The organism is Streptomyces sp. NPDC007901, from assembly GCF_042959465.1.
In the GTDB taxonomy this organism is placed as follows: Bacteria; Actinomycetota; Actinomycetes; order Streptomycetales; family Streptomycetaceae; genus Streptomyces.
Map to the genome: position 1 here is coordinate 101365 of NZ_JBIBKW010000006.1, position 17261 is coordinate 118625.

The 17261-nt window shown below is 71.1% G+C and carries 21 protein-coding genes and 1 riboswitch; of the genes, 14 read left to right on the forward strand and 7 right to left on the reverse strand.

Annotated features, from left to right (window positions below; translation table 11 throughout):
• The first annotated feature begins 1 nt into the window (after nucleotide 1).
• Nucleotides 2–751 (forward strand): EboA domain-containing protein, encoded by a 750-nt coding sequence (locus tag ACFZDK_RS20845; RefSeq protein WP_390974406.1) that lies wholly within the window; start codon nucleotides 2–4, stop codon nucleotides 749–751.
• Nucleotides 752–943: 192 nt separating this feature from the next.
• Here the strand turns inward: ACFZDK_RS20845 and ACFZDK_RS20850 are convergent, their stop codons facing one another.
• The 3 genes from ACFZDK_RS20850 to ACFZDK_RS20860 all read right to left on the reverse strand — a co-directional run bounded on the left by ACFZDK_RS20850 (nucleotide 944) and on the right by ACFZDK_RS20860 (nucleotide 2875).
• A complete protein-coding gene (locus ACFZDK_RS20850; RefSeq protein ID WP_390974408.1) occupies nucleotides 944–1774 on the reverse strand; it encodes an alpha/beta fold hydrolase in 831 nt (276 codons plus the stop codon).
• Between the two features lie 160 nt (nucleotides 1775–1934).
• On the reverse strand, nucleotides 1935–2300 hold the full coding sequence (locus ACFZDK_RS20855; RefSeq protein WP_359222911.1) for a metalloregulator ArsR/SmtB family transcription factor: 366 nt from the start codon (nucleotides 2298–2300) through the stop codon (nucleotides 1935–1937).
• Between the two features lie 200 nt (nucleotides 2301–2500).
• Nucleotides 2501–2875: a hypothetical protein gene (locus ACFZDK_RS20860; RefSeq protein WP_355717992.1), complete on the reverse strand. Its 375-nt coding sequence runs from the start codon at nucleotides 2873–2875 to the stop codon at nucleotides 2501–2503.
• Between the two features lie 604 nt (nucleotides 2876–3479).
• Between ACFZDK_RS20860 and ACFZDK_RS20865 the strand changes: the two genes are divergently transcribed.
• Genes ACFZDK_RS20865 through ACFZDK_RS20885 form a run of 5 tightly spaced genes read left to right on the forward strand, consistent with a single transcriptional unit; the run spans nucleotide 3480 to nucleotide 7055 of the window.
• A complete protein-coding gene (locus tag ACFZDK_RS20865) occupies nucleotides 3480–4994 on the forward strand; it encodes an ATP-binding protein (RefSeq protein WP_390974410.1) in 1515 nt (504 codons plus the stop codon).
• Between the two features lie 50 nt (nucleotides 4995–5044).
• A complete protein-coding gene (locus ACFZDK_RS20870) occupies nucleotides 5045–5473 on the forward strand; it encodes a roadblock/LC7 domain-containing protein (RefSeq protein ID WP_390975016.1) in 429 nt (142 codons plus the stop codon).
• A 2-nt stretch (nucleotides 5474–5475) separates the two neighbouring features.
• Nucleotides 5476–5853, forward strand: a complete 378-nt coding sequence (locus tag ACFZDK_RS20875; RefSeq protein WP_359222915.1) for a DUF742 domain-containing protein — start codon at nucleotides 5476–5478, stop codon at nucleotides 5851–5853.
• Entirely contained in the window at nucleotides 5831–6433 is a 603-nt protein-coding gene (locus ACFZDK_RS20880) for an ATP/GTP-binding protein (protein WP_390974412.1), read from the forward strand. Before ACFZDK_RS20875 ends, ACFZDK_RS20880 begins: the two co-directional genes overlap by 23 nt.
• Nucleotides 6434–6464: 31 nt before the next feature.
• Entirely contained in the window at nucleotides 6465–7055 is a 591-nt protein-coding gene (locus ACFZDK_RS20885) for a GAF domain-containing protein (RefSeq protein ID WP_390974414.1), read from the forward strand.
• 19 nt (nucleotides 7056–7074) lie between these two features.
• Here the strand turns inward: ACFZDK_RS20885 and ACFZDK_RS20890 are convergent, their stop codons facing one another.
• Together ACFZDK_RS20890 and ACFZDK_RS20895 are read right to left on the reverse strand one after the other, a co-directional pair.
• Nucleotides 7075–8310, reverse strand: coding sequence for an acyl-CoA dehydrogenase family protein (locus ACFZDK_RS20890; protein ID WP_390974416.1), 1236 nt, complete (start codon nucleotides 8308–8310; stop codon nucleotides 7075–7077).
• 388 nt (nucleotides 8311–8698) lie between these two features.
• Nucleotides 8699–9199 (reverse strand): iron-containing alcohol dehydrogenase, encoded by a 501-nt coding sequence (locus ACFZDK_RS20895; RefSeq protein WP_390974418.1) that lies wholly within the window; start codon nucleotides 9197–9199, stop codon nucleotides 8699–8701.
• A 161-nt stretch (nucleotides 9200–9360) separates the two neighbouring features.
• Here ACFZDK_RS20895 and ACFZDK_RS20900 point away from each other — a divergent pair, with 161 nt between their 5' ends.
• Together ACFZDK_RS20900 and ACFZDK_RS20905 are read left to right on the forward strand one after the other, a co-directional pair.
• Nucleotides 9361–9702 carry a DUF2218 domain-containing protein gene (locus tag ACFZDK_RS20900; protein WP_390974420.1) on the forward strand — a complete coding sequence of 114 codons (342 nt, stop codon included), beginning with the start codon at nucleotides 9361–9363 and terminating at the stop codon, nucleotides 9700–9702.
• A 55-nt stretch (nucleotides 9703–9757) separates the two neighbouring features.
• The gene (locus ACFZDK_RS20905; protein ID WP_390974421.1) at nucleotides 9758–10633 is read left to right on the forward strand and encodes a PhzF family phenazine biosynthesis isomerase; all 876 of its coding nucleotides are present in this window, start codon (nucleotides 9758–9760) and stop codon (nucleotides 10631–10633) included.
• A 20-nt stretch (nucleotides 10634–10653) separates the two neighbouring features.
• Here ACFZDK_RS20905 and ACFZDK_RS20910 read toward each other — a convergent pair whose 3' ends face one another.
• Nucleotides 10654–11460, reverse strand: coding sequence for a hypothetical protein (locus ACFZDK_RS20910; protein WP_390974423.1), 807 nt, complete (start codon nucleotides 11458–11460; stop codon nucleotides 10654–10656).
• Nucleotides 11461–11570: 110 nt separating this feature from the next.
• Nucleotides 11571–11828: a hypothetical protein gene (locus ACFZDK_RS20915; RefSeq protein ID WP_390974424.1), complete on the reverse strand. Its 258-nt coding sequence runs from the start codon at nucleotides 11826–11828 to the stop codon at nucleotides 11571–11573.
• A gap of 160 nt (nucleotides 11829–11988) precedes the next feature.
• On the opposite strand from ACFZDK_RS20915, the gene ACFZDK_RS20920 reads away from it, so the two are divergent.
• The 6 genes from ACFZDK_RS20920 (at nucleotide 11989) to ACFZDK_RS20945 (ending at nucleotide 17252) form a co-directional block, all read left to right on the forward strand.
• Nucleotides 11989–12150 carry a putative leader peptide gene (locus ACFZDK_RS20920; protein ID WP_390974425.1) on the forward strand — a complete coding sequence of 54 codons (162 nt, stop codon included), beginning with the start codon at nucleotides 11989–11991 and terminating at the stop codon, nucleotides 12148–12150.
• Between the two features lie 91 nt (nucleotides 12151–12241).
• Complete coding sequence (locus ACFZDK_RS20925) at nucleotides 12242–13105, forward strand: glutathione S-transferase C-terminal domain-containing protein (protein ID WP_390974426.1); 864 nt, start codon at nucleotides 12242–12244, stop codon at nucleotides 13103–13105.
• A 77-nt stretch (nucleotides 13106–13182) separates the two neighbouring features.
• Nucleotides 13183–13294, forward strand: a riboswitch (SAM riboswitch).
• A gap of 409 nt (nucleotides 13295–13703) precedes the next feature.
• The gene (locus tag ACFZDK_RS20930; protein WP_390974428.1) at nucleotides 13704–14684 is read left to right on the forward strand and encodes an ABC transporter permease subunit; all 981 of its coding nucleotides are present in this window, start codon (nucleotides 13704–13706) and stop codon (nucleotides 14682–14684) included.
• Complete coding sequence (locus tag ACFZDK_RS20935) at nucleotides 14681–15469, forward strand: ATP-binding cassette domain-containing protein (protein ID WP_390974430.1); 789 nt, start codon at nucleotides 14681–14683, stop codon at nucleotides 15467–15469. The genes ACFZDK_RS20930 and ACFZDK_RS20935 overlap by 4 nt, the downstream gene beginning before the upstream one ends.
• A 68-nt stretch (nucleotides 15470–15537) precedes the next feature.
• Nucleotides 15538–16563 carry a transporter substrate-binding domain-containing protein gene (locus tag ACFZDK_RS20940; RefSeq protein ID WP_390974432.1) on the forward strand — a complete coding sequence of 342 codons (1026 nt, stop codon included), beginning with the start codon at nucleotides 15538–15540 and terminating at the stop codon, nucleotides 16561–16563.
• Between the two features lie 218 nt (nucleotides 16564–16781).
• Nucleotides 16782–17252 carry a GNAT family N-acetyltransferase gene (locus ACFZDK_RS20945; RefSeq protein ID WP_390974433.1) on the forward strand — a complete coding sequence of 157 codons (471 nt, stop codon included), beginning with the start codon at nucleotides 16782–16784 and terminating at the stop codon, nucleotides 17250–17252.
• The last annotated feature ends 9 nt before the right edge of the window (nucleotides 17253–17261 follow it).

The following is a 17261-nucleotide window of genomic DNA, read 5'->3' on the forward strand; positions in this document are numbered from 1 at the left end:
CATGCCGACCGCACCCCTTCGTCCACCGGCAGTACCCCCCGACCCCCGCCCACTGCTGTCCCCGGTTGCCCGCACCTGGCTCGACGAGTCGGCCGCCCGAATAGCCGCCCGCCCCACCGCGATCCGGGCTCTGTTCCCCGCGGCCCGAAGGCGCTGCGGACAGGCTCCGCTCGACGAGCACTGGACGACGGACGAGGCCGTCCGCGCTGTCCTGCTCGCCACGCTTCCCCTGCGCGGCCAAGACCTCGCCGACGAGGTGGCGGGTCTGTACCGGCACGGGGATCCGGCCGAACAGCGCGCGATCCTGCGCTCGTTGCCGCTGCTCGCCGCTTCGGGCGACGACCCGTTCCGCGACCTCGCCCTCACCCTGATCCGCGAGGCCCTGCGCGGCAACGACACCAGCGTCGTCGAGACCGCCCTCGGCCCGTACGCCGCGGCCCACCTCCCGGAAGGCGAGTTCCGCCAGGCCGTCCTCAAGTGCGTCTTCCTGGAGATCCCGCTCGCCCGGGTGACCGGACTCGACCTGCGCGCCGACCGGGAACTGGCCCGCATGCTGGCCGACTTCGCCCACGAACGCGTCGCCGCCGGCCGGGAAGTACCGCAGGACGTCTGGCCGCTGGTCCGTCCCCACCGCGACATCGCGGACACCCTGGCCGCCCGGGCCCGCGCCCTGGCACCCACTCGTCCCGAGGCCGTCACCCGCGCCCTGGCCGCACTTGGGGCGGCCGCGCCACTTGAGGAAGAGTCCTGACCGTGCGCATCTTCGACCCGCAAACCGTCACCGCCCCGCGTCAGCACGCCGAGGACGGCGCCCTCGCGGTCCGCCTGGGCTGACCCTGCGGACGGCACGCGGTGCGCGGGTTCCTTCCTCCGCGAGTCCCGCCGGGACCCGGTTGCCCGCGCACCGCGTGCCCTTACCGGAACACCTGCTGTCGGGGCGCGGTCAGGAGCGCACGAACGCCAGGATGTCGGGGTTGAGGACCTCGGGCCGGGTGGTGAGCATGCCGTGCGGAAGGCCCTCGTAGCTCTTGAGCGTGCCGTTCTTGAGGAGTTGCACGGTCAGCGGCGCCGAGTCCTCGTACGGGACGACCTGGTCGTCGGTGCCGTGGGCGACGAGGACCGGCACCTCGATCTGGCGGAGGTCCTCGGTGAAGTCGGTCTCGGAGAACGCCTTGACGCATTCGTAGTGGGCGTTGGCCGCGCCCATCATGCCCTGCCGCCACCAGTTGTCGATCAGCCCCTGGGACACCTGCGCGCCCGGGCGGTTGAAGCCGTAGAACGGCCCCGAGGGCACGTCGATGTAGAACTGCGAGCGGTTGCCGGCCACCCCGGCGCGGAAGCCGTCGAAGACCTCCATGGGCAGGCCGCCCGGGTTGGCGTCCGTCTTGAGCATGAGGGGCGGTACGGCGCCCACCAGCACCGCCTTCGCGACCCGGCCCGGTTCGGCGCGGGCCACGTAGCGGGTGACCTCGCCGCCGCCGGTGGAGTGGCCGATGTGCACGGCGTCCCGCAGATCGAGCGCCGCCGCGAGCGCGATCACGTCGTCGCTGTAGGTGTCCATGTCGTGGCCGCCGGACGTCTGGGTGGAGCGGCCGTGCCCACGACGGTCGTGGGCGATGACGCGGTAGCCGTGCGCCAGGAAGAACAACATCTGGTTGTCCCAGTCGTCGGCGCTCAGCGGCCATCCGTGGTGGAAGACGATCGGCTGCCCGTCGCGCGGGCCCCAGTCCTTGTAGAAGAGAGTGGTGCCGTCGCCCGTGGTGACTGTCCCCATCGCTTGTCCTCCGCTCGCTCGGGGTGCGCCCCGGCGACAGAGAGGTCCGGGCACGCGGGACCGACGAATGCACGCCCTCGGGGCGCGGTCCGGAAGTACCCGCCCAGCCTACGCCAGGGCCGTGCGCGGCACATCCGGGCGCGCCACATCCGGGCGCCGCTCAGCCGCGGCTGTCGGCGGACACCGGCCGGACGGGCGCGTCGGCCTGCCGCAGTTCGGCGAGGAGGACGTTCTGCCCGTCCAGCAGCTCGGTGAGGATGCGGCGGGCCGCGCGCAGGAGTTCGGCGACATCGCCGCCGGCCAGCGCGTAGCTGACGGTGGATCCCTCCCGGATGGAGACCACGATGCCGGACCGGCGCAGCACGGCCAGCTGCTGCGAGAGGCTGGACGGCTCGATCTCGATGTCGGCGAGCAGGTCCCGCACCGGGACCGGCCCGTGCTGGAGCAGTTCCAGGACCCTGATCCGCACGGGGTGTCCGAGCATGCGGAAGAAGTCCGCCTTGGCCTGGTACAGGGGGACTTGCATGACAGCTCGCTCTCTGCCGGGTCGGGTGGGTGGGGCCGCCGGGGTGCGGCGGCGCCTCGCGACACCGCCGCATCGGCCCTGCACAGCCGATCCTTGCCGCCCGCGGCCCGGTGCAGGCATGAATTGGGATCATGCTGATGTGGTCACTTGAAGAAGTTTTCACATCGTGGGCGCACGAAGCCCCGGGCTCTGTGTCGTCGCTAGACCTCGAGCTGTTCCTCGACCCGCTTGAGCTGGTGGCGGGCCATCGCCAGGTTCGAGCGGGCCTTGTCGAGCACCAGGTAGAGGAAGAGGCCGTTCCCGCTGCGCCCGGTGATCAGGCGGATGAGGTGGTACTGCTTCTCCAGCGTGATCAGGATGTCCTCGATCCGGCCCTTGAGGCCCAGCTCCTCCATGGTGCGCACCTTGGCCCGGATGACGTCCGTGTTCCCGGCCGCGGCGATCGTCAGATCGAGGTCCTTGCCCCCGCCCAGCGTCCCCAGCGCCATCCCGCTGGTGTAGTCGACGACGGCGGCGCCCATCGCCCCCTCGACCCCGGCCATCATTTCCTTCAGTGACACTTCCACGCTCGCCATGGCGGCGTCCTCCCCTTCGGTTGCCGGTGCGACGGACCGGCCCCGGCCGATCCGTCCGATGCATGGACCGTAGGGCCGGGGGAGGTTCCCCGGGTCGGCGTCTTTGGGGCTGACCCATGATGGTCGAAGAGGCGCGTTGTCTGTCCGTTCGGGTGACGCCAACTGTTGTGCGAGAGACCGAGGTTGACGTTGTCCGAGGAAGCGGTGCCGAAGGGTGCAAAAGGGTCGCTCACCCCGATTCCGGTCAGGGTGTCGACGGGGGAGTGTCACCAGGGAATCGTTTCGGCAAGTGAAGGTTCCGTTTCCGTGGTGATCTGATTACGTCACATAGGGGTCTGTGGCGTAGGGTTGCTGGCCTGATAACTGTCCACTTCTGGACGGGAGTTGACGGTTTGTTTGCGCTGCACGCTGTGTCTCTGAACTGGTTCATCGAGAGGGCTCCATGTCCGAAACCGCGACTCATGCAGGGCGTTCGGGACCTGGTCGGATGACCGTGCCGGGCTCGGTACACAACAGGCACGCCAGGCCTCCCGCGCAGGACGAACCGACAGAATCGGCCACCCGGTCCCGTACGGTTCGCCTCGCGGTCCTTCCCGCGCTGTCCATGGCGGTCCTCGCCGCCGTCCTGCTCGTCTTCGTCCTCAAGGCCCAGCGGGGCACCGCCGACGCGGCCACCTGGACGGTGCTCGTCGTCGGCGCCGTGATCGGCTGCGGGGTGCTGGCCGCCGCCGTGCGGGCCGGCCGCGCGGCGTCCCGGACGGCGTCCCGGCAGTACACGTCGCTGCGCCGTACCGTCGCCGCGAGCCAGGCCGGCCTGCAGGACGCCCTGCAGCGGCTGGAGCGGGGCGAGCCGGTGGAGCAGGTCGCGTTCACCCTGCCCGCGCCGTCCCGGACCGACCGGTTCGGGACGCTCGGGTACGAGATGAGCGTCGCCCTCTGGCAGGCCCGCACCGCCGTCGTGCAGCGTGCGCAGTACGCTCCGACGAGCGCGCAGGAGAGCGAGGAGCGGGTCGAGGTCTTCGTCAACCTCGCCCGGCGTCTGCAGTCGCTCGTCCACCGGGCCATCAACATGCTCGACCAGCTGGAGAACGAGGTCGAGGACCCGGAGCTGCTCAAGGGCCTCTTCCACGTCGACCACCTGGCCACCCGTATCCGCCGCCACGCGGAGAACGTCGCCGTGCTCGGCGGTTCGGTCTCCCGCCGCCAGTGGACCCGTCCGGTGACGCTGACCGAGGTGCTGCGCTCCTCGATCGCCGAGGTCGAGCACTACTCCCGGGTCAAGCTCGTGCCGCCGATCGAGGGCACGCTGCGCGGCCACGCCGTCGCCGACGTCATCCACCTGCTCGCCGAACTCGTGGAGAACGCCACGACGTTCTCCGAGCCCGGCACCCAGGTCCTGCTGCGCGCCCAGCGGGTGACCGCCGGGCTCGCCATCGAGGTCGAGGACCGCGGTCTGGGCATGCCCCTGGAGGAGCAGACCCGGATCAACGCCCTGCTCGCCGAGCCCGACCACATCGACCTCAGCAAGCTGCTCGCCGACGGCCGTATCGGCCTGTACGTGGTGTCCGCACTGGCCCGCCGGCACAGCATCGCGGTCCGGCTGCAGAGCAACATCTACGGCGGTGTCCAGGCGGTACTGGTCGTGCCGCGCGCCCTGCTGGGCGACGAGATCGACCGTGCGCCCGACCAGCAGGTCGTCGCCGACATGCCCCAGCAGGTCCGGATGCCCTCGGCGCCGCAGCCTCCCGTGCAGGCGTCCCACGGACGCCCCGTGGCCCCGCCGCCGGCCCTGCGCCGGCCGCTGCCGCCGGCGCAGACGCAGGCCGCGGCCGGACCGGCGCCCGCGGCGCAGCAGTACGGCCACGGCCACGGCGCCGGAGCGCCGTCGGCGTACGTCCCCGCCCCCCAGCTCGGCGGCCCGCCCCGCGACGACCGGCCGCAGCTCCCGCAGCGCCACGCCCAGGAGCACCTGGCGCCCGAACTGCGCAACGGTCCCGCGGTGCGCACGGGCGACGAGAAGGAGACGGAGCACGATCCGGGACTGATGGCCATGTTCCAGCGAGGAGTCCGCCTCGCCGACAACGAACCCGACGAGCCCCCCACCCACAGCGCTCGCTGATGCAGGCTCTGGACTCGCAACACAAGGAGAAGAACGCCACCGTGAGCGACATGCATGCCGGCCAGTCGCAGAACCTCGACTGGCTCCTGTCGGGACTCATCCAGAGGGTCCCCTTCACCCGCAGTGCCCTGCTGCTGTCCTCCGACGGACTGGCGAAGGCGTACGACGGGCTCGAAACAGTGGCCGAGGCGGAGCACCTGGCCGCCCTCGCGTCGGGTCTCCACTCGCTGGCGCGCAGCGCGGGCATGCAGTTCGCCCACGGCGCCGACGTACGGCAGGTGGTGGTGGAACTGGACACGGCTCTGCTGTTCGTCTGCGCGGCCGGCTCCGGCGCCTGTCTGGCCGTGCTGGCCGACCGCGAGGCCGACGCGGCCGTGCTGGGCTACGAGATGGCCATGCTGGTCAAGAGCGTCCGCCCGTACCTGGCGACACCCGTCCGGCAGCAGGCGGCCGGCGCGTCGATCGATCCGGGGCGCTGACCATGTCGGACGCGGAGGACGGGGCCTGGCTCGACGACGACGCGGGCCGGCTGATACGGCCCTACACCGTCAGCAACGGACGTACCCGACCCTCGTCGCAGTTCGATCTGCTCACCCTGGTCATGGCGACGGGTGAACGGCCGAAGACCTATCTCGGCCCCGACCACGACCAGGTGCTGGCCCTGTGCGGCGTGCCGCTGTCCGTCGCCGAGGTGGCCGCGCACCTGAAGTTGCCGGCCGTCATCACCAAAGTCCTGCTGTCCGACCTCGTCACCCACCGCGCGGTCACCACGAGTGCGCCGCGCGCCATCCTGGCGGGTTCCCCCACCGACCGACACCTTCTGGAGACGGTGCTGCATGGCCTTCGCAAGCGGCTCTGACCCCTTTCCCACCGCGCTCAAGATCCTCATCGCCGGTGGTTTCGGGGTCGGCAAGACCACGTTCGTAGGAGCTGTCAGCGAGATCGAGCCGCTGAGCACCGAGGAGCTGCTGACCCAGGTCAGCGCCCGTACCGACAGCCTGGTGGGCATCGAGGGGAAGTCGACCACCACCGTGGCGATGGACTTCGGCCGGATGTCCCTGGACCGCGACCACGTCCTGTACCTGTTCGGCACGCCCGGACAGGAGCGGTTCTGGTTCATGTGGGACGAGCTGTCCAACGGCGCCCTGGGCGCGGTCGTGCTCGCGGACACCCGCCGGCTGGACCACTGCTTCGCCGCGGTCGACTTCTTCGAACGGCGGGGCATCGGATTCATCGTCGCCGTCAACGAGTTCGACGGCGCCTACCGCTACACGTCCGACGAGATCCGCTCGGCTCTCGACCTCAAGCCCGACGTACCCGTGGTGGCGTGCGACGCACGCCAGTGCAACTCCGGAACGCGCGTGTTGATCGCGCTCCTCCAGCACCTTCTCGCCTCGACTCCCGGCACACCGCCCGCGGAGCTTGACCCGCTGCGCTGAGGCATCCTCAGCGCGGCCGAATGGAGCCTGCATGTCTGCCCCGGTTCCCTACCAGACGCCCCAGTACGACCCGACCCGCCATCTGCTGCTCACGCCGGACGACCAGGACGCCCCCGCCCGGGTCGCCAGGCTGCGCGAGCTCGGCATCGGAGACGTTCCGATCCCGGAGTTCGACGAGTTCGCGCGCAATCTCGCGCACGTCACCGGCGCCCCGTTCTCGATGGTCAACTTCATCGACGAGAACCGCCAGTACTTCGCCGGCCTGTATGCGGCCGGCCGGCCCGGGGTGCAGCTGGAGCCGCAGGAGAACCAGGTCGGCCGGACGATGACACGCGACCAGGGCTACTGCCCGCACGTCGTCGTGCGGAAGAAGGCCCTGGTGCTCGAGGACGTCTGCGACTACCCGCGGTTCGCGGGCAACCGGGTCGTGGACGAGATCGGTATCCGCTCGTACATGGGCACCCCCCTGATCGACTGGAAGACCGGGATGGCCCTGGGAACGATCTGCGTGGTGGACACGGAGACCCACCCGTGGGGGCGCGAGGGGCTGGCGACCATCAAGTCACTGGCGCAGCAACTGGTCGACCGTATCCATGAGATGGAGGAGCGGGGAGGGATCTGAGCCGGTGCGCGCTGGGGGTTCAGCCCGCGTGCCCGGCCGCTTCCAGCTGTTCTTCGCGCGGCCGCGGCGCCACGCTGCGCACGAGGTCGGCCAGGCGCTCGGACCACTGGCCCTTGGCCGTGCCGAGCGCGGTCTCGCCGAGGCGCAGCAGCTGGATGTCGGAGGTGCCGGCGGGCGCGTAGATGTGATGGGCGTCGCGCAGGTAGCGCTCCACCGGGCGGTCGGTGAACAGGCCGCTGGCGGCGTGGATCTCCATGCCGTCACGGGCGGACTCGATGGCTGCCTCGACGTTGAGGAGCTTGGCGTTCATCAGCTCGGTGTCGCACGACAACCCCTGGTCGAGCAGGTGTACGGCGTGGTAGGCGGCCAGTCTGGCGGTCATCAGCCGGGACTTCATCCGGCCGAGCCTGAGCTTGATGTTGGTGAGTTCGCCCAGGGGAGTGCCGTAGCGTTCCCGCTCGATGCACAGGGCGGTCGTCTCCTCGAACACGGCCTGGTGGATGCCGAGGGAGACCGCGGTCAGGTTGGGCCGGCCGTACAGGATGCTCGACGAGTAGGCGACGGCCAGGCCTTTGCCCTCGGCGCCGAGCAGGTTCGCGGCCGGTACCCGGCAGTTGTCGAAGATCAGCTCGCCGAAGCTGAAGCCGTGCAGCCCCATGGCCGGCTGGTGCTCGCCGAGCGAGAAGCCGGGGCGGTCGGCCTCGACCAGGAAGGCCGACAGCCCTCGCGATCCCTCGCCGGTCCTGACGACCACCCCGTGCAGGTCGCCGACATGGCTGTTGCCGACGAAGACCTTGCGGCCGTTGAGGACGTAGTCGTCGCCGTCGCGGACGGCGGTGCTGCCCATGCCCAGCACATGGCCGCCCGACTCCGGCTCCGTGACGGCGATGGTCGGCAGGCAGTCGCCCGCGGCGATACGCGGCAGCCACGTGCTCTTCTGCTGCGCGTCGCCGAAATGAATGATCTTGGCGACGCCGAGCTGGGAGGCTTGCACCATGGCTCCCATGGCGCCGCTCACGCGGGCAAGTTCCTCGATGATGATCGTCTTGGCGAGATGTCCGGCCCCCATCCCGCCGTACTCGGTGCCGATGGTGACGCCGATCCAGCCCTGCCGGGCGATGAGGCCGGAGAGCTCGTGGGCCACGGCCCGCGAACGCTCCATCTCCGCTATCCGCGGACGCACCTCGCGCTCGGCGAACTCGCGCACACGATGCCGCAAGTCATCGTGCCGCTCACTAGTGAAATAGCGTTCCACAACCCCTCCTGCGCGCTGCCTCCGGGTCAGTCCGGAACCGGAGGTCGTTCGTCGGGCAGTGGCTTTTCGTTCCCCCAGGTCGTTCGCCCAATTTATTGTCTACTTATCGACCCATCTCGGCCAAGATCGCAACGCGACTTTGACTGAAACGCGGCACCTTGCATTCCGCTTCGACTGTGCGATATGGGACGCAAGTTGTCCTCATTACGGCATGTCACGGAGGGATTCGACTCAAGTACGAACAGGATCCGTCCGATCCGGACATGGGTCTGCCCATCAGGCAATTGCCCGACGGGCAGACGGCGCTCCACGATGACAACCAGTCACGTTCTGCCTGGCCGATATGAGCGCCGCATCGGAATGGTCGTGACGGTCGACCGGTAGGGATTCAGCCACGGTCGACGAGGGCGAACCGAAGGCAGTCGCCCCACGGGCCACCTGTGTCACTCCGGTCTGGTACACCGCTTCGAGGATCCCGAGGACCTGCTCCCCGGTCGGCTGCCGCGGGGCGTTGCGGGTCACCGCGTCCGCCAGGGCGCCCGCGGTGATCGGGCGCAGCAGGCCCGGGCGGACGCCGAGCTCGCGCAGGGCTGCTTGAAGCGCAGCGCGCCGGAGATCTCAAGGACGGCGCGAGCGCGACACCGTGCGGGGTGCCGGTGTGCGCGGTCGGGGCGTGCTCGACACCGTGAACGAGACCCGGCCCGGAGAGGGTGAGCGCCCGGCCCGCCGGACGGGCGCCGAGCATCAGCCCGGCCCGGGCCTCCAGGTCCGAGTCGTCGGCGTGGGCGACGGGCAGTCGGCGGCCGACCAGGGCCACCGCCTGCGCCGCGTACGCCGCCGAGACCGGGTTCGTGCCCCGTGAGGCGAGCGCCGCGGTGCCGCAGGCCATGGCGCCGAGCACCCTGCGGAGTGATCCCCTTCCCGGGGCTTCCGGGTGAGCGTCCGTGCGCCGAGTCCATATCTTGCGGATCCCGCTATGCCTCACCGGCCCGCGCCCCGACGTAGCGTGGGCCCGTCGACGTACACCCGCCGCTACCCCGGGAGTTCCGGATGGCCCGCTCCGAAGCCCGTGTCACCACCGACCGCCCCGCCCGCTACGCCAAGCAGCTGGCCTCGCATCTCGGCCGCCGCGCCCGCACCGACTGGGACGAGGAGAGCGGCGCCGGCACACTCGCCTTCGACAACGGTGGCACCGGCACCCTCACCGCCACCGACGGCGCGCTGCTGCTGGCCGTGGAGGCGGAGCCGGAGCACCTCGACCTCCTGGAGGGTGTCGTCGGCCGGCACCTGGTCCGTTTCGGCGCCCGGGACGAACTCGTCGTCGAGTGGCACCGCGACAACGGCGAGCCGGGCACCGCCCAGCGCAACTCCGAGGAGCCCATGCCCCACTGAACCGACACCGAAGCGACCAGGAATAGCCCCGGCTCCGCCTCGTGTTGCCGAGATCATGACGACGAACGCGCCGCGACCCGAGGTCCTGCGATACACCGCCTTCTCCAGCACCCCCGCCGGGGGAAACCCCGCCGGTGTCGTCCTGGACGCCTCCGCCCTGGACGACAGCGACATGCTGGCCATCGCCGCCGACCTCGGATACTCCGAGTCCGCGTTCCTGACCGCACCCCCGCAGGGCCTCGGCGGCCCGGCGGGACGGGCGTTCACCATCCGCTACTTCAGCCCGAAGGCGGAGGTGCCGTTCTGCGGGCACGCCACCATCGCCACCGCCGTCGCGCTCGCCGAGCGGACCGGCCCCGGGGAGCTGGTGTTCGCGACGCGCGCCGGCACCGTGCCGGTGGAGGTGACCGAAGCGGGCGGGACGGTGCGGGCCACGCTCACCAGCGTCGAGCCGCACACCGAGGAGATCGCCGGGGCCGACCTCGCCGAGGCGCTGGCCGCGCTCGACTGGCCGGCCGCCGACCTGGACCCGGACTTCCCGCCGCGGATCGCGTTCGCCGGTGCCCGCCATCTCGTGCTCGCGGCGGCGACCCGCGCCCGGCTCACCGATCTCGCCTACGACTTCGCGCGCCTCGAAGCCCTGATGCACCGCCTGGACCTGACCACGCTGCAGCTGGTGTGGCGGGAGTCGGCGACCGTCTTCCACGTCCGGGACCCGTTCCCCGTCGGCGGCGTCGTCGAGGACCCGGCGACCGGCGCCGCGGCCGCCGCGTTCGGCGCGTACGTCCGCGAGCTGGGCCTGGTCCCCGAGGAGGCCGTCCTCACCCTGCACCAGGGCGAGGACCTGGGCCGTCCGGGCGAACTCACGGTGACCCTGCGCGCCCGCGACCCGCGTATCCGGGTCAGCGGCACCGGGGCCCGGATCGGCTGACGCGGATCAGTCGCACTGACTCAGTCCCACTGGCTCGGCAGCGGGGCGGGGGTCTTGCCGGACAGGACGTCCTTGAGGCGCTGGGCGCCGGCCTGTACGGCGCGGTTGGTGCTGTCGTGGTCGACGGCGGAGAGGCCGCCGTTGGTGACCGCCGCCCCGGAGGCGCCGACGCGCAGGACCGCGACGTCCGTGCTGAAGGTGGACGGCTGGCCCGCGGCGGTGCCCTGGACGGTCACGGTCAGGGCCTCGCGGGCGTCGCCCGCCTTCGGCACCTCCAACGCCACGACCTGCACCGTCCGCTTGCCGCCGTCCTGGCCGGTGGCCGTGAACTGGTTGCACTTCTCCGGCAGGGTCTTCATCCAGTCCAGGGTGGCGTCGACGTTCGCCGAGCCGTAGTCCCCGACCTGGTACAGCATCCGGGAGTCCTCCGAGGTGAAGCCGCGCAGCGCGGAGGCGCCGGTGGCGCGGCCGAGGAGGCTGTCGGAGTAGAGGCCGTCCAGCAGCCGCTGGCAGTCGGCGGCGTCGGACTTGGCGGTGAGGAAGCCGGCCACGTCGACCTTGCCGATCAGCATGGAGTTGCGCCAGGTCGCGGCGTCGGTGGCGACCTGCGAGTCGTTCTCGATGTCGGCCGGTGTGATCAGCGCGGCCTGCGCGCCGGCCCCGGTGAGGGCGGGCGTCGCCGACGGGGAGGGGGAGCGCTCGGCGGCGGCCGAGACGGACACGGCCTCGGGGGCGCCGCTCTGGTCCGCACAGGCCGCGGTGGCGAGCAGGGTTCCCGCCGCCAGGGCCGAGGCGAGAACACGCGCGGGTCGGGACGGACGGGTCATCGCGACTGCCTCCTCGGGAACGCGGTAGGTCCCTCCACGCCACCATCCGCCGGGAGCACGGACCACCCGCACGGGCCATTCGGGTGAGTGCCGCGGTGGGGCGGGGCGCGTCATGATCCGGGGGCGGTGATCCGCACCCTGCGGCTGCCGCAGCGCGGGCACACCGCGTCCGCGAGCGGCGAGCGGACCGCCCGGCCGGCCTCGTCGACGTACTCCTGGGTGCTCTGCAGGTCCGGGTCGGCGATCGGGTCGGTGAAGAACACCGCCTGGAAGGTGGCCTCCCAGGCCTTGCCGCACCGCCCGCAGGCGAACGCGAAGGTCTCGGGCACGGCCCCGGGCACGGGCTCGGGACCCGGGGCGTCGGTCATCGGATCCGGCTCCTGTCACTCGGCCTGCGTCTTAAGCGGACCGCCCCTGCCGTACGGCGGCAACCCGGGGCCGGGTGTCCCAGGCGTGGACGCCCCCTTGACGTCGGGCGGAGGCGGATCGACACTCCAGATGGGAATCCTAGTGAAAAGGTAGGGAAAGATGGGTCGCGTGCGCACGCTCACCGGCAGACCGCGCCGAGAGAGCCGTACGCCCTGGGCGGCCCCCCTGCTCACCTCCCGCCTGCACATCGATCTGCAGCGTGTGTGCAGCGCCATCAGCCTCGGCGCCACCGGCCGCAGCGCCCTCGGCCGCAGAGGCTGAGCGCCCGCTCGCCCCGCACGAGCCGGGCCCCCACCCACCGACGAACGCTTCCGCCGCGCGTACGTCCGCGCGCCCTCATCCGGGGAGACGCATGTCCATCACTCCGCTCGCCGCCCTCCCGTCCGTCCGCACCGCCCCCGGCTTCCGGGGCCGCATCGGCCGCGACGCACGCAGCGGCCACTACGCGGTGCCGCGCCGCTACCGGCTCCATCTGGCCACCGCCTGTGCCGACGGCCTGCGCATCGCCGTCGGCCACAGCCTGCTCGGCCTCGACGACTGTTGTCCGGTCACCTTCCTGCCCGCGGTCCCCGACTGTCCCGACGGCAGCCACACGGCGCTGCGCCCGCTGTACGAGGCGAGCGCCCACCGCTACGTGGGACCGGCCCTCGCGCCCGTGCTCAGCGACGACTGGTCCGGCCGGATCGTCAGCACCCACAGCCGGGACATCCTGCGCGACCTGGACCGGCACTTCGGCGACGGCGTCACCCGGCTCCACCCGTGCGGCGCCGAGGCCGAGATCGAGGCCGTCGAGCGGCTCTGCGCGGAGGGCGTCGAACAGGCCGCACAGCGCGCCGGGCGCGAGGGCGGCGACCCGGAGGCACTGGAGACCCTGCTCGCCACCCTGGACGAGCTGGAGCGCCGCCTGACCGGGGTGGAGTTCCTGATCGGCGGTCAGCTCACCGCCGCGGACATCGAGTTGTGGGTGGCGCTGGTGCAACTCGACACCGTGCACCGCACCCACCTGGACGCCTCCGCCGTGCACCGCATCGCCGACCACCCGGTGCTGTGGGCCTACGCCCGGCGGCTGGCCGCGCATCCGGCCTTCGGCGCCCACCTCGACCTCGACGGCATCGCCCGTCGCCACCACGGCCGTTGCCAGGGCCTGGAAGCCGCCGGCGCGGCCGTCCAGATCCTGGACTGGGCCGGCCATGCGGCGGACGTTTCCCGCAGGTGAGAGCGGCCCGAACCGTTCCGCCGGCTGGACAGGCGTTGACATTCGTTCGGGCAACTGCGTTACTTACGGACCAGAACGGTCAAGAGCGTCAGCATCAAGCCCTGGCTTGCTGACCGGCAACCCTCGCATCGCGGTGGGGTGCCCCAGGTGACGACCGGACCGGATGACGACGTTCGGTAAGCGCGAGGCCCCACCCCGGGGCCATCACACAAGACAGGTGACGGACATGTACGCAGCCTCCAGGACGGCCGAGCGCCGTGCCCAGGGCTGCGTACAGCCGTATCCGAGCCCGCTCGTCGCCGACCGTGCCGTCGACCTGCTCCGTGTCAACAGCGCCCTGTGTAGCGCGTGTACCGCACCGGGCCGTGCCCGCTGTCGGGTCTGACCAGGCTCTTCCGCCTTCGCCCCGCAGTTCTCGCGACTCGGCTTCCCTGACGTAGACACCGCATCTCTGACGTAGACACCGGCCGCCCGGTGTGACGCCGTCCGCCCACCCCCGCATCCCGCGCGCCCCGCGTGCCGTGCCGTGCCCGAACACGGCGCGGTACCGCGTTCCCGGCCGTGGGACCAGGGGTGTCCGACTCCGCCGGAGCCCGCCATGAGTGAACCCCCAGGCGCCACCATAACCGCGCCCGCCGCGCCCCCCGCTGACAAACCGTCAAAATCGCTGGTGGCACAGCGAGTTCTCCCGCTGCGCCGACCCGGACGGTGGATCGCCACCGCCGTCGTCCTGGTCCTGGTCGCCCAGTTCGCCCACGGGCTGGTGACCAACCCCTTCTACCAGTGGGACCGCTTCGGCTACTGGTTCCTGCGGCCGACCCTCCTCGACGGACTGCTCATCACCCTCGAAGTCACCGCCTACAGCGCGGTATTGGGCCTGCTCGGCGGCATCCTGCTCGCCCTGGCCCGGCTCTCGAAGAGCCCGGTGCTGCGCGCGGTCAGCTGGACCTACGTCTGGGCGCTGCGCTCCATCCCGCTCATCGTGGTCCTGCTCTTCCTCTACAACTTCAGCGCCCTGTACAAGACGCTGAGCGTCGGCGTCCCCTTCGGGCCGGCCTTCTTCTCCTTCGACGAGTCGAAGCTCGCCACCGACATGGTGATCGCCGTCGTCGGCCTCAGCCTCAACGAGGCCGCCTACGCGGCCGAGGTGGTCCGCGGCGGCATCCTCTCCGTGGACCAGGGCCAGCACGAGGCCGCCGCCGCGCTCGGCCTGCCCAAGGGCTACCAGTTCCGCAGGATCGTCTTCCCGCAGGCCCTCAGGTCGATCACCCCGAACTACGTCAACCAGCTGATCGGCCTGATCAAGAGCACCTCGCTGGTCTTCTACGTCTCCCTGCTCGACCTCTTCGGCACCGCGCAGAGCATGGGCTCCACCTACCCCGGCGACATCGTGCCGCTGCTCCTGGTGGTGACCGTCTGGTACCTGATCCTGACCAGCGTCGTCTCCGTGATCCAGTTCTACGTCGAGCGGTACTACGCCCGCGGCGCCACCCGGGCACTGCCGCCGACGCCCCTGCAGAAGCTCCGGGCCGGCCTCACCGACCTGCGGGCCCGCATCCGCCGGGAGGCCGCCGTATGAGCAGCACCGACACCCTGGAGACGGCCCCCGCCGCCCTGGAGATCCACGACGTCCACAAGTGGTACGGCACCCACCGCGTCCTGGACGGCATCGACCTGACCATCCGCCCCGGCGAGGTCACCGTCATCCTCGGCCCGTCCGGCTCGGGCAAGTCCACGCTCCTCAGGGTCATCAACCACCTGGAGAAGCCCGAGATCGGCCATGTCAGCATCAACGGCGAACCGATCGGGGTGAAGCGGCAGGGCGACCGGCTCAAGGAGCTGAGCGAGCGCGCCATCCTGGCCCAGCGCGGCCGGATCGGCTTCGTCTTCCAGAACTTCAACCTCTTCCCGCACCTGACCGTCCTCGACAACGTGGCCGCCGCCCCCGTCGCCACCGGGAAGCTCACCAAGCCCGAGGCGCAGGCCCTGGCCAAGGAACTCCTGGAGCGGGTCGGCCTCGGCGAGCGCGTCGGCGCCTACCCCCGCCAGCTCTCCGGAGGCCAGCAGCAGCGCGTCGCCATCGCCCGCGCCCTCGCCCTGCGCCCCGGCGTGATCCTCTTCGACGAACCCACCTCCGCCCTGGACCCGGAACTGGTCGGCGAGGTCCTCGCCGTCATCAAGGACCTGGCCACCAGCGGCACCACGCTCGTCATCGTCACCCACGAGATCGGCTTCGCCCGCGAGATCGCCGACCGGGTCGTCTTCATCGACGAGGGCCGGATCGTCGAGCAGGGCCCGCCCTCCGAGGTTCTCGACAAACCGCGGCACGAACGAACCAGGGACTTCCTCAGCAAGGTCCTGTGAACCGTCGCACCCCCAGATTTCCCCCCACGCCAACCCTCAGCACCCTCTTCCAGTGACAAGGAACGGCCATGCCCACCCACCTCACCCGACGCAGCCTGATCAGAGGCATCACCGCGGCGACCGCCGTCGCCACCCTCGCCACCGGGCTCGCCGCCTGCGGGGGCGACAGCGACGCGGCCACCACCACCGCCGGCGCCAAGTCCGGCGAGGTCGTCGTCGGACGGGTCTCCAACGGTGCCGGCACCCAGACCACCATCAAGGTCTCCGAGGTCAAGTCCATCAGTGCCGAACTGCCGGCGGCCGTCCGCAAGAGCGGCAAGCTCGTCATCGGCGAGGGCGCCCTGCCCGCCGGATTCCCGCCGCTGGCCTACGTCGGCAGCGACCAGAAGACCCTCACCGGCTCCGAGCCCGATCTCGCCCGCCTGATCGCCGCGGTCTTCGGTCTCACGCCGGAGATCAAGAACGCCACCTGGGAGAACATGTTCGTCGGCATCGACAGCGGCAAGGTCGATGTGGCCCTCTCCAACATCACGATCACCGAAGAGCGCAAGAAGAAGTACGAGTTCGCCTCCTACCGGCAGGACAACCTCGCCTTCATCGTGCCGAAGAAGAGCACCTGGAACTTCGACGGCGACTACGAGAACCTCGCCGGCAAGACGATCGCCGTCGGCTCCGGCACCAACCAGGAGAAGATCCTCCTGGAGTGGAAGACGAAGCTGGCCAAGGAGGGCAAGAAGCTCACCGTCAAGTACTTCCAGGACAGCACCAGCACCTTCCTGGCCCTGAACAGCGGGAAGATCGACGCCTCCTTCGGCCCCAACCCCGGCTTCGCCTACCACAACAAGCAGACGGCGAACACGCCCAACGCCACCCGCACCGCGGGCACCTACTCGGGCGCCGGCGCCAGCCTGCAGGGCCTGATCGCGGCCACCGCCAAGAAGGACAGCGGACTCGCCAAGCCGCTCGCCGACGCCATCAACTACCTGATCAAGAACGGCCAGTACGCCGAGTGGCTCAAGGCCTACAACCTCTCCGACGAGGCCGTCGCCAAGTCCGAGGTCAATCCGCCCGGCCTGCCCCTCGACAACTCCTGATCAGTCATCAAGAACACCCTGCACCATGTCGGTTGAAGCAAGAGAGGACTCCGCCACCGTGACCGTCCCCACCGACGTCCGCGGCGGCGGAGACCTCGGCACCGCCGTGCTCGACAACTCCGTCCGGTCCGCCCTGACCGGCCCGCTATCCCGACGACGTCCACGCGTACGCGGCCCTCGCCGACCCCACCGACCCGGCCGCCTGGGCCGACCTGCACGTGCTCGTCGATCCAGGCGCCACCGTGGTCGACACGGCGCTGCGGGCCGAGCCCGACCCCGATGCGGTACGACTGGGACCCGGCGACGTACCCGAGATGCCGGACCTCGTCGCCCGCACCGAGCCGGGACCGTTCCGCCGTGGGACCGTCGAGATGGGCACCTACCTGGGCATCCGGCACCGCGGACGGCTGATCGCCATGGCCGGGCAGCGGCTGCGGCCGCCGGGCTGGACGGAGATCAGCGCCGTCTGCACCGACCCCGACCACCGGGGCCGGGGCCTGGCCACCCGCCTGGTGCGCGCGGTCGCCGCCGGTATCCGGGACCGCGGCGACACCCCGTTCCTGCACGCGGCACCGGGCAACGCCACGGCGATCCCGCTCTACGAGTCGATCGGCTTCACCGAGCGCCTGCGCGGCCGCACCCTGCTGCTGCGCGCCCCGGGAACACCACCGAAGGACGGGGCGTTGTGACTCACGACG

Excerpts from the sequence above, each read along its gene's own strand:
- ACFZDK_RS20915 (WP_390974424.1), bottom strand. The coding sequence starts at position 11,828 with ATGACCGACGCCCCGGGTCCCGAGCCCGTGCCCGGGGCCGTGCCCGAG.
- ACFZDK_RS20910 (WP_390974423.1), bottom strand. The coding sequence starts at position 11,460 with ATGACCCGTCCGTCCCGACCCGCGCGTGTTCTCGCCTCGGCCCTGGCG.
- ACFZDK_RS20905 (WP_390974421.1), top strand. The coding sequence starts at position 9,758 with ATGACGACGAACGCGCCGCGACCCGAGGTCCTGCGATACACCGCCTTC.
- ACFZDK_RS20870 (WP_390975016.1), top strand. The coding sequence starts at position 5,045 with ATGCATGCCGGCCAGTCGCAGAACCTCGACTGGCTCCTGTCGGGACTC.
- ACFZDK_RS20940 (WP_390974432.1), top strand. The coding sequence starts at position 15,538 with ATGCCCACCCACCTCACCCGACGCAGCCTGATCAGAGGCATCACCGCG.
- ACFZDK_RS20845 (WP_390974406.1), top strand. The coding sequence starts at position 2 with ATGCCGACCGCACCCCTTCGTCCACCGGCAGTACCCCCCGACCCCCGC.
- ACFZDK_RS20930 (WP_390974428.1), top strand. The coding sequence starts at position 13,704 with ATGAGTGAACCCCCAGGCGCCACCATAACCGCGCCCGCCGCGCCCCCC.
- ACFZDK_RS20875 (WP_359222915.1), top strand. The coding sequence starts at position 5,476 with ATGTCGGACGCGGAGGACGGGGCCTGGCTCGACGACGACGCGGGCCGG.
- ACFZDK_RS20920 (WP_390974425.1), top strand. The coding sequence starts at position 11,989 with ATGGGTCGCGTGCGCACGCTCACCGGCAGACCGCGCCGAGAGAGCCGT.
- ACFZDK_RS20895 (WP_390974418.1), bottom strand. The coding sequence starts at position 9,199 with ATGGCCTGCGGCACCGCGGCGCTCGCCTCACGGGGCACGAACCCGGTC.
- ACFZDK_RS20900 (WP_390974420.1), top strand. The coding sequence starts at position 9,361 with ATGGCCCGCTCCGAAGCCCGTGTCACCACCGACCGCCCCGCCCGCTAC.
- ACFZDK_RS20855 (WP_359222911.1), bottom strand. The coding sequence starts at position 2,300 with ATGCAAGTCCCCCTGTACCAGGCCAAGGCGGACTTCTTCCGCATGCTC.
- ACFZDK_RS20860 (WP_355717992.1), bottom strand. The coding sequence starts at position 2,875 with ATGGCGAGCGTGGAAGTGTCACTGAAGGAAATGATGGCCGGGGTCGAG.
- ACFZDK_RS20925 (WP_390974426.1), top strand. The coding sequence starts at position 12,242 with ATGTCCATCACTCCGCTCGCCGCCCTCCCGTCCGTCCGCACCGCCCCC.
- ACFZDK_RS20880 (WP_390974412.1), top strand. The coding sequence starts at position 5,831 with ATGGCCTTCGCAAGCGGCTCTGACCCCTTTCCCACCGCGCTCAAGATC.
- ACFZDK_RS20885 (WP_390974414.1), top strand. The coding sequence starts at position 6,465 with ATGTCTGCCCCGGTTCCCTACCAGACGCCCCAGTACGACCCGACCCGC.
- ACFZDK_RS20850 (WP_390974408.1), bottom strand. The coding sequence starts at position 1,774 with ATGGGGACAGTCACCACGGGCGACGGCACCACTCTCTTCTACAAGGAC.
- ACFZDK_RS20935 (WP_390974430.1), top strand. The coding sequence starts at position 14,681 with ATGAGCAGCACCGACACCCTGGAGACGGCCCCCGCCGCCCTGGAGATC.
- ACFZDK_RS20865 (WP_390974410.1), top strand. The coding sequence starts at position 3,480 with ATGGCGGTCCTCGCCGCCGTCCTGCTCGTCTTCGTCCTCAAGGCCCAG.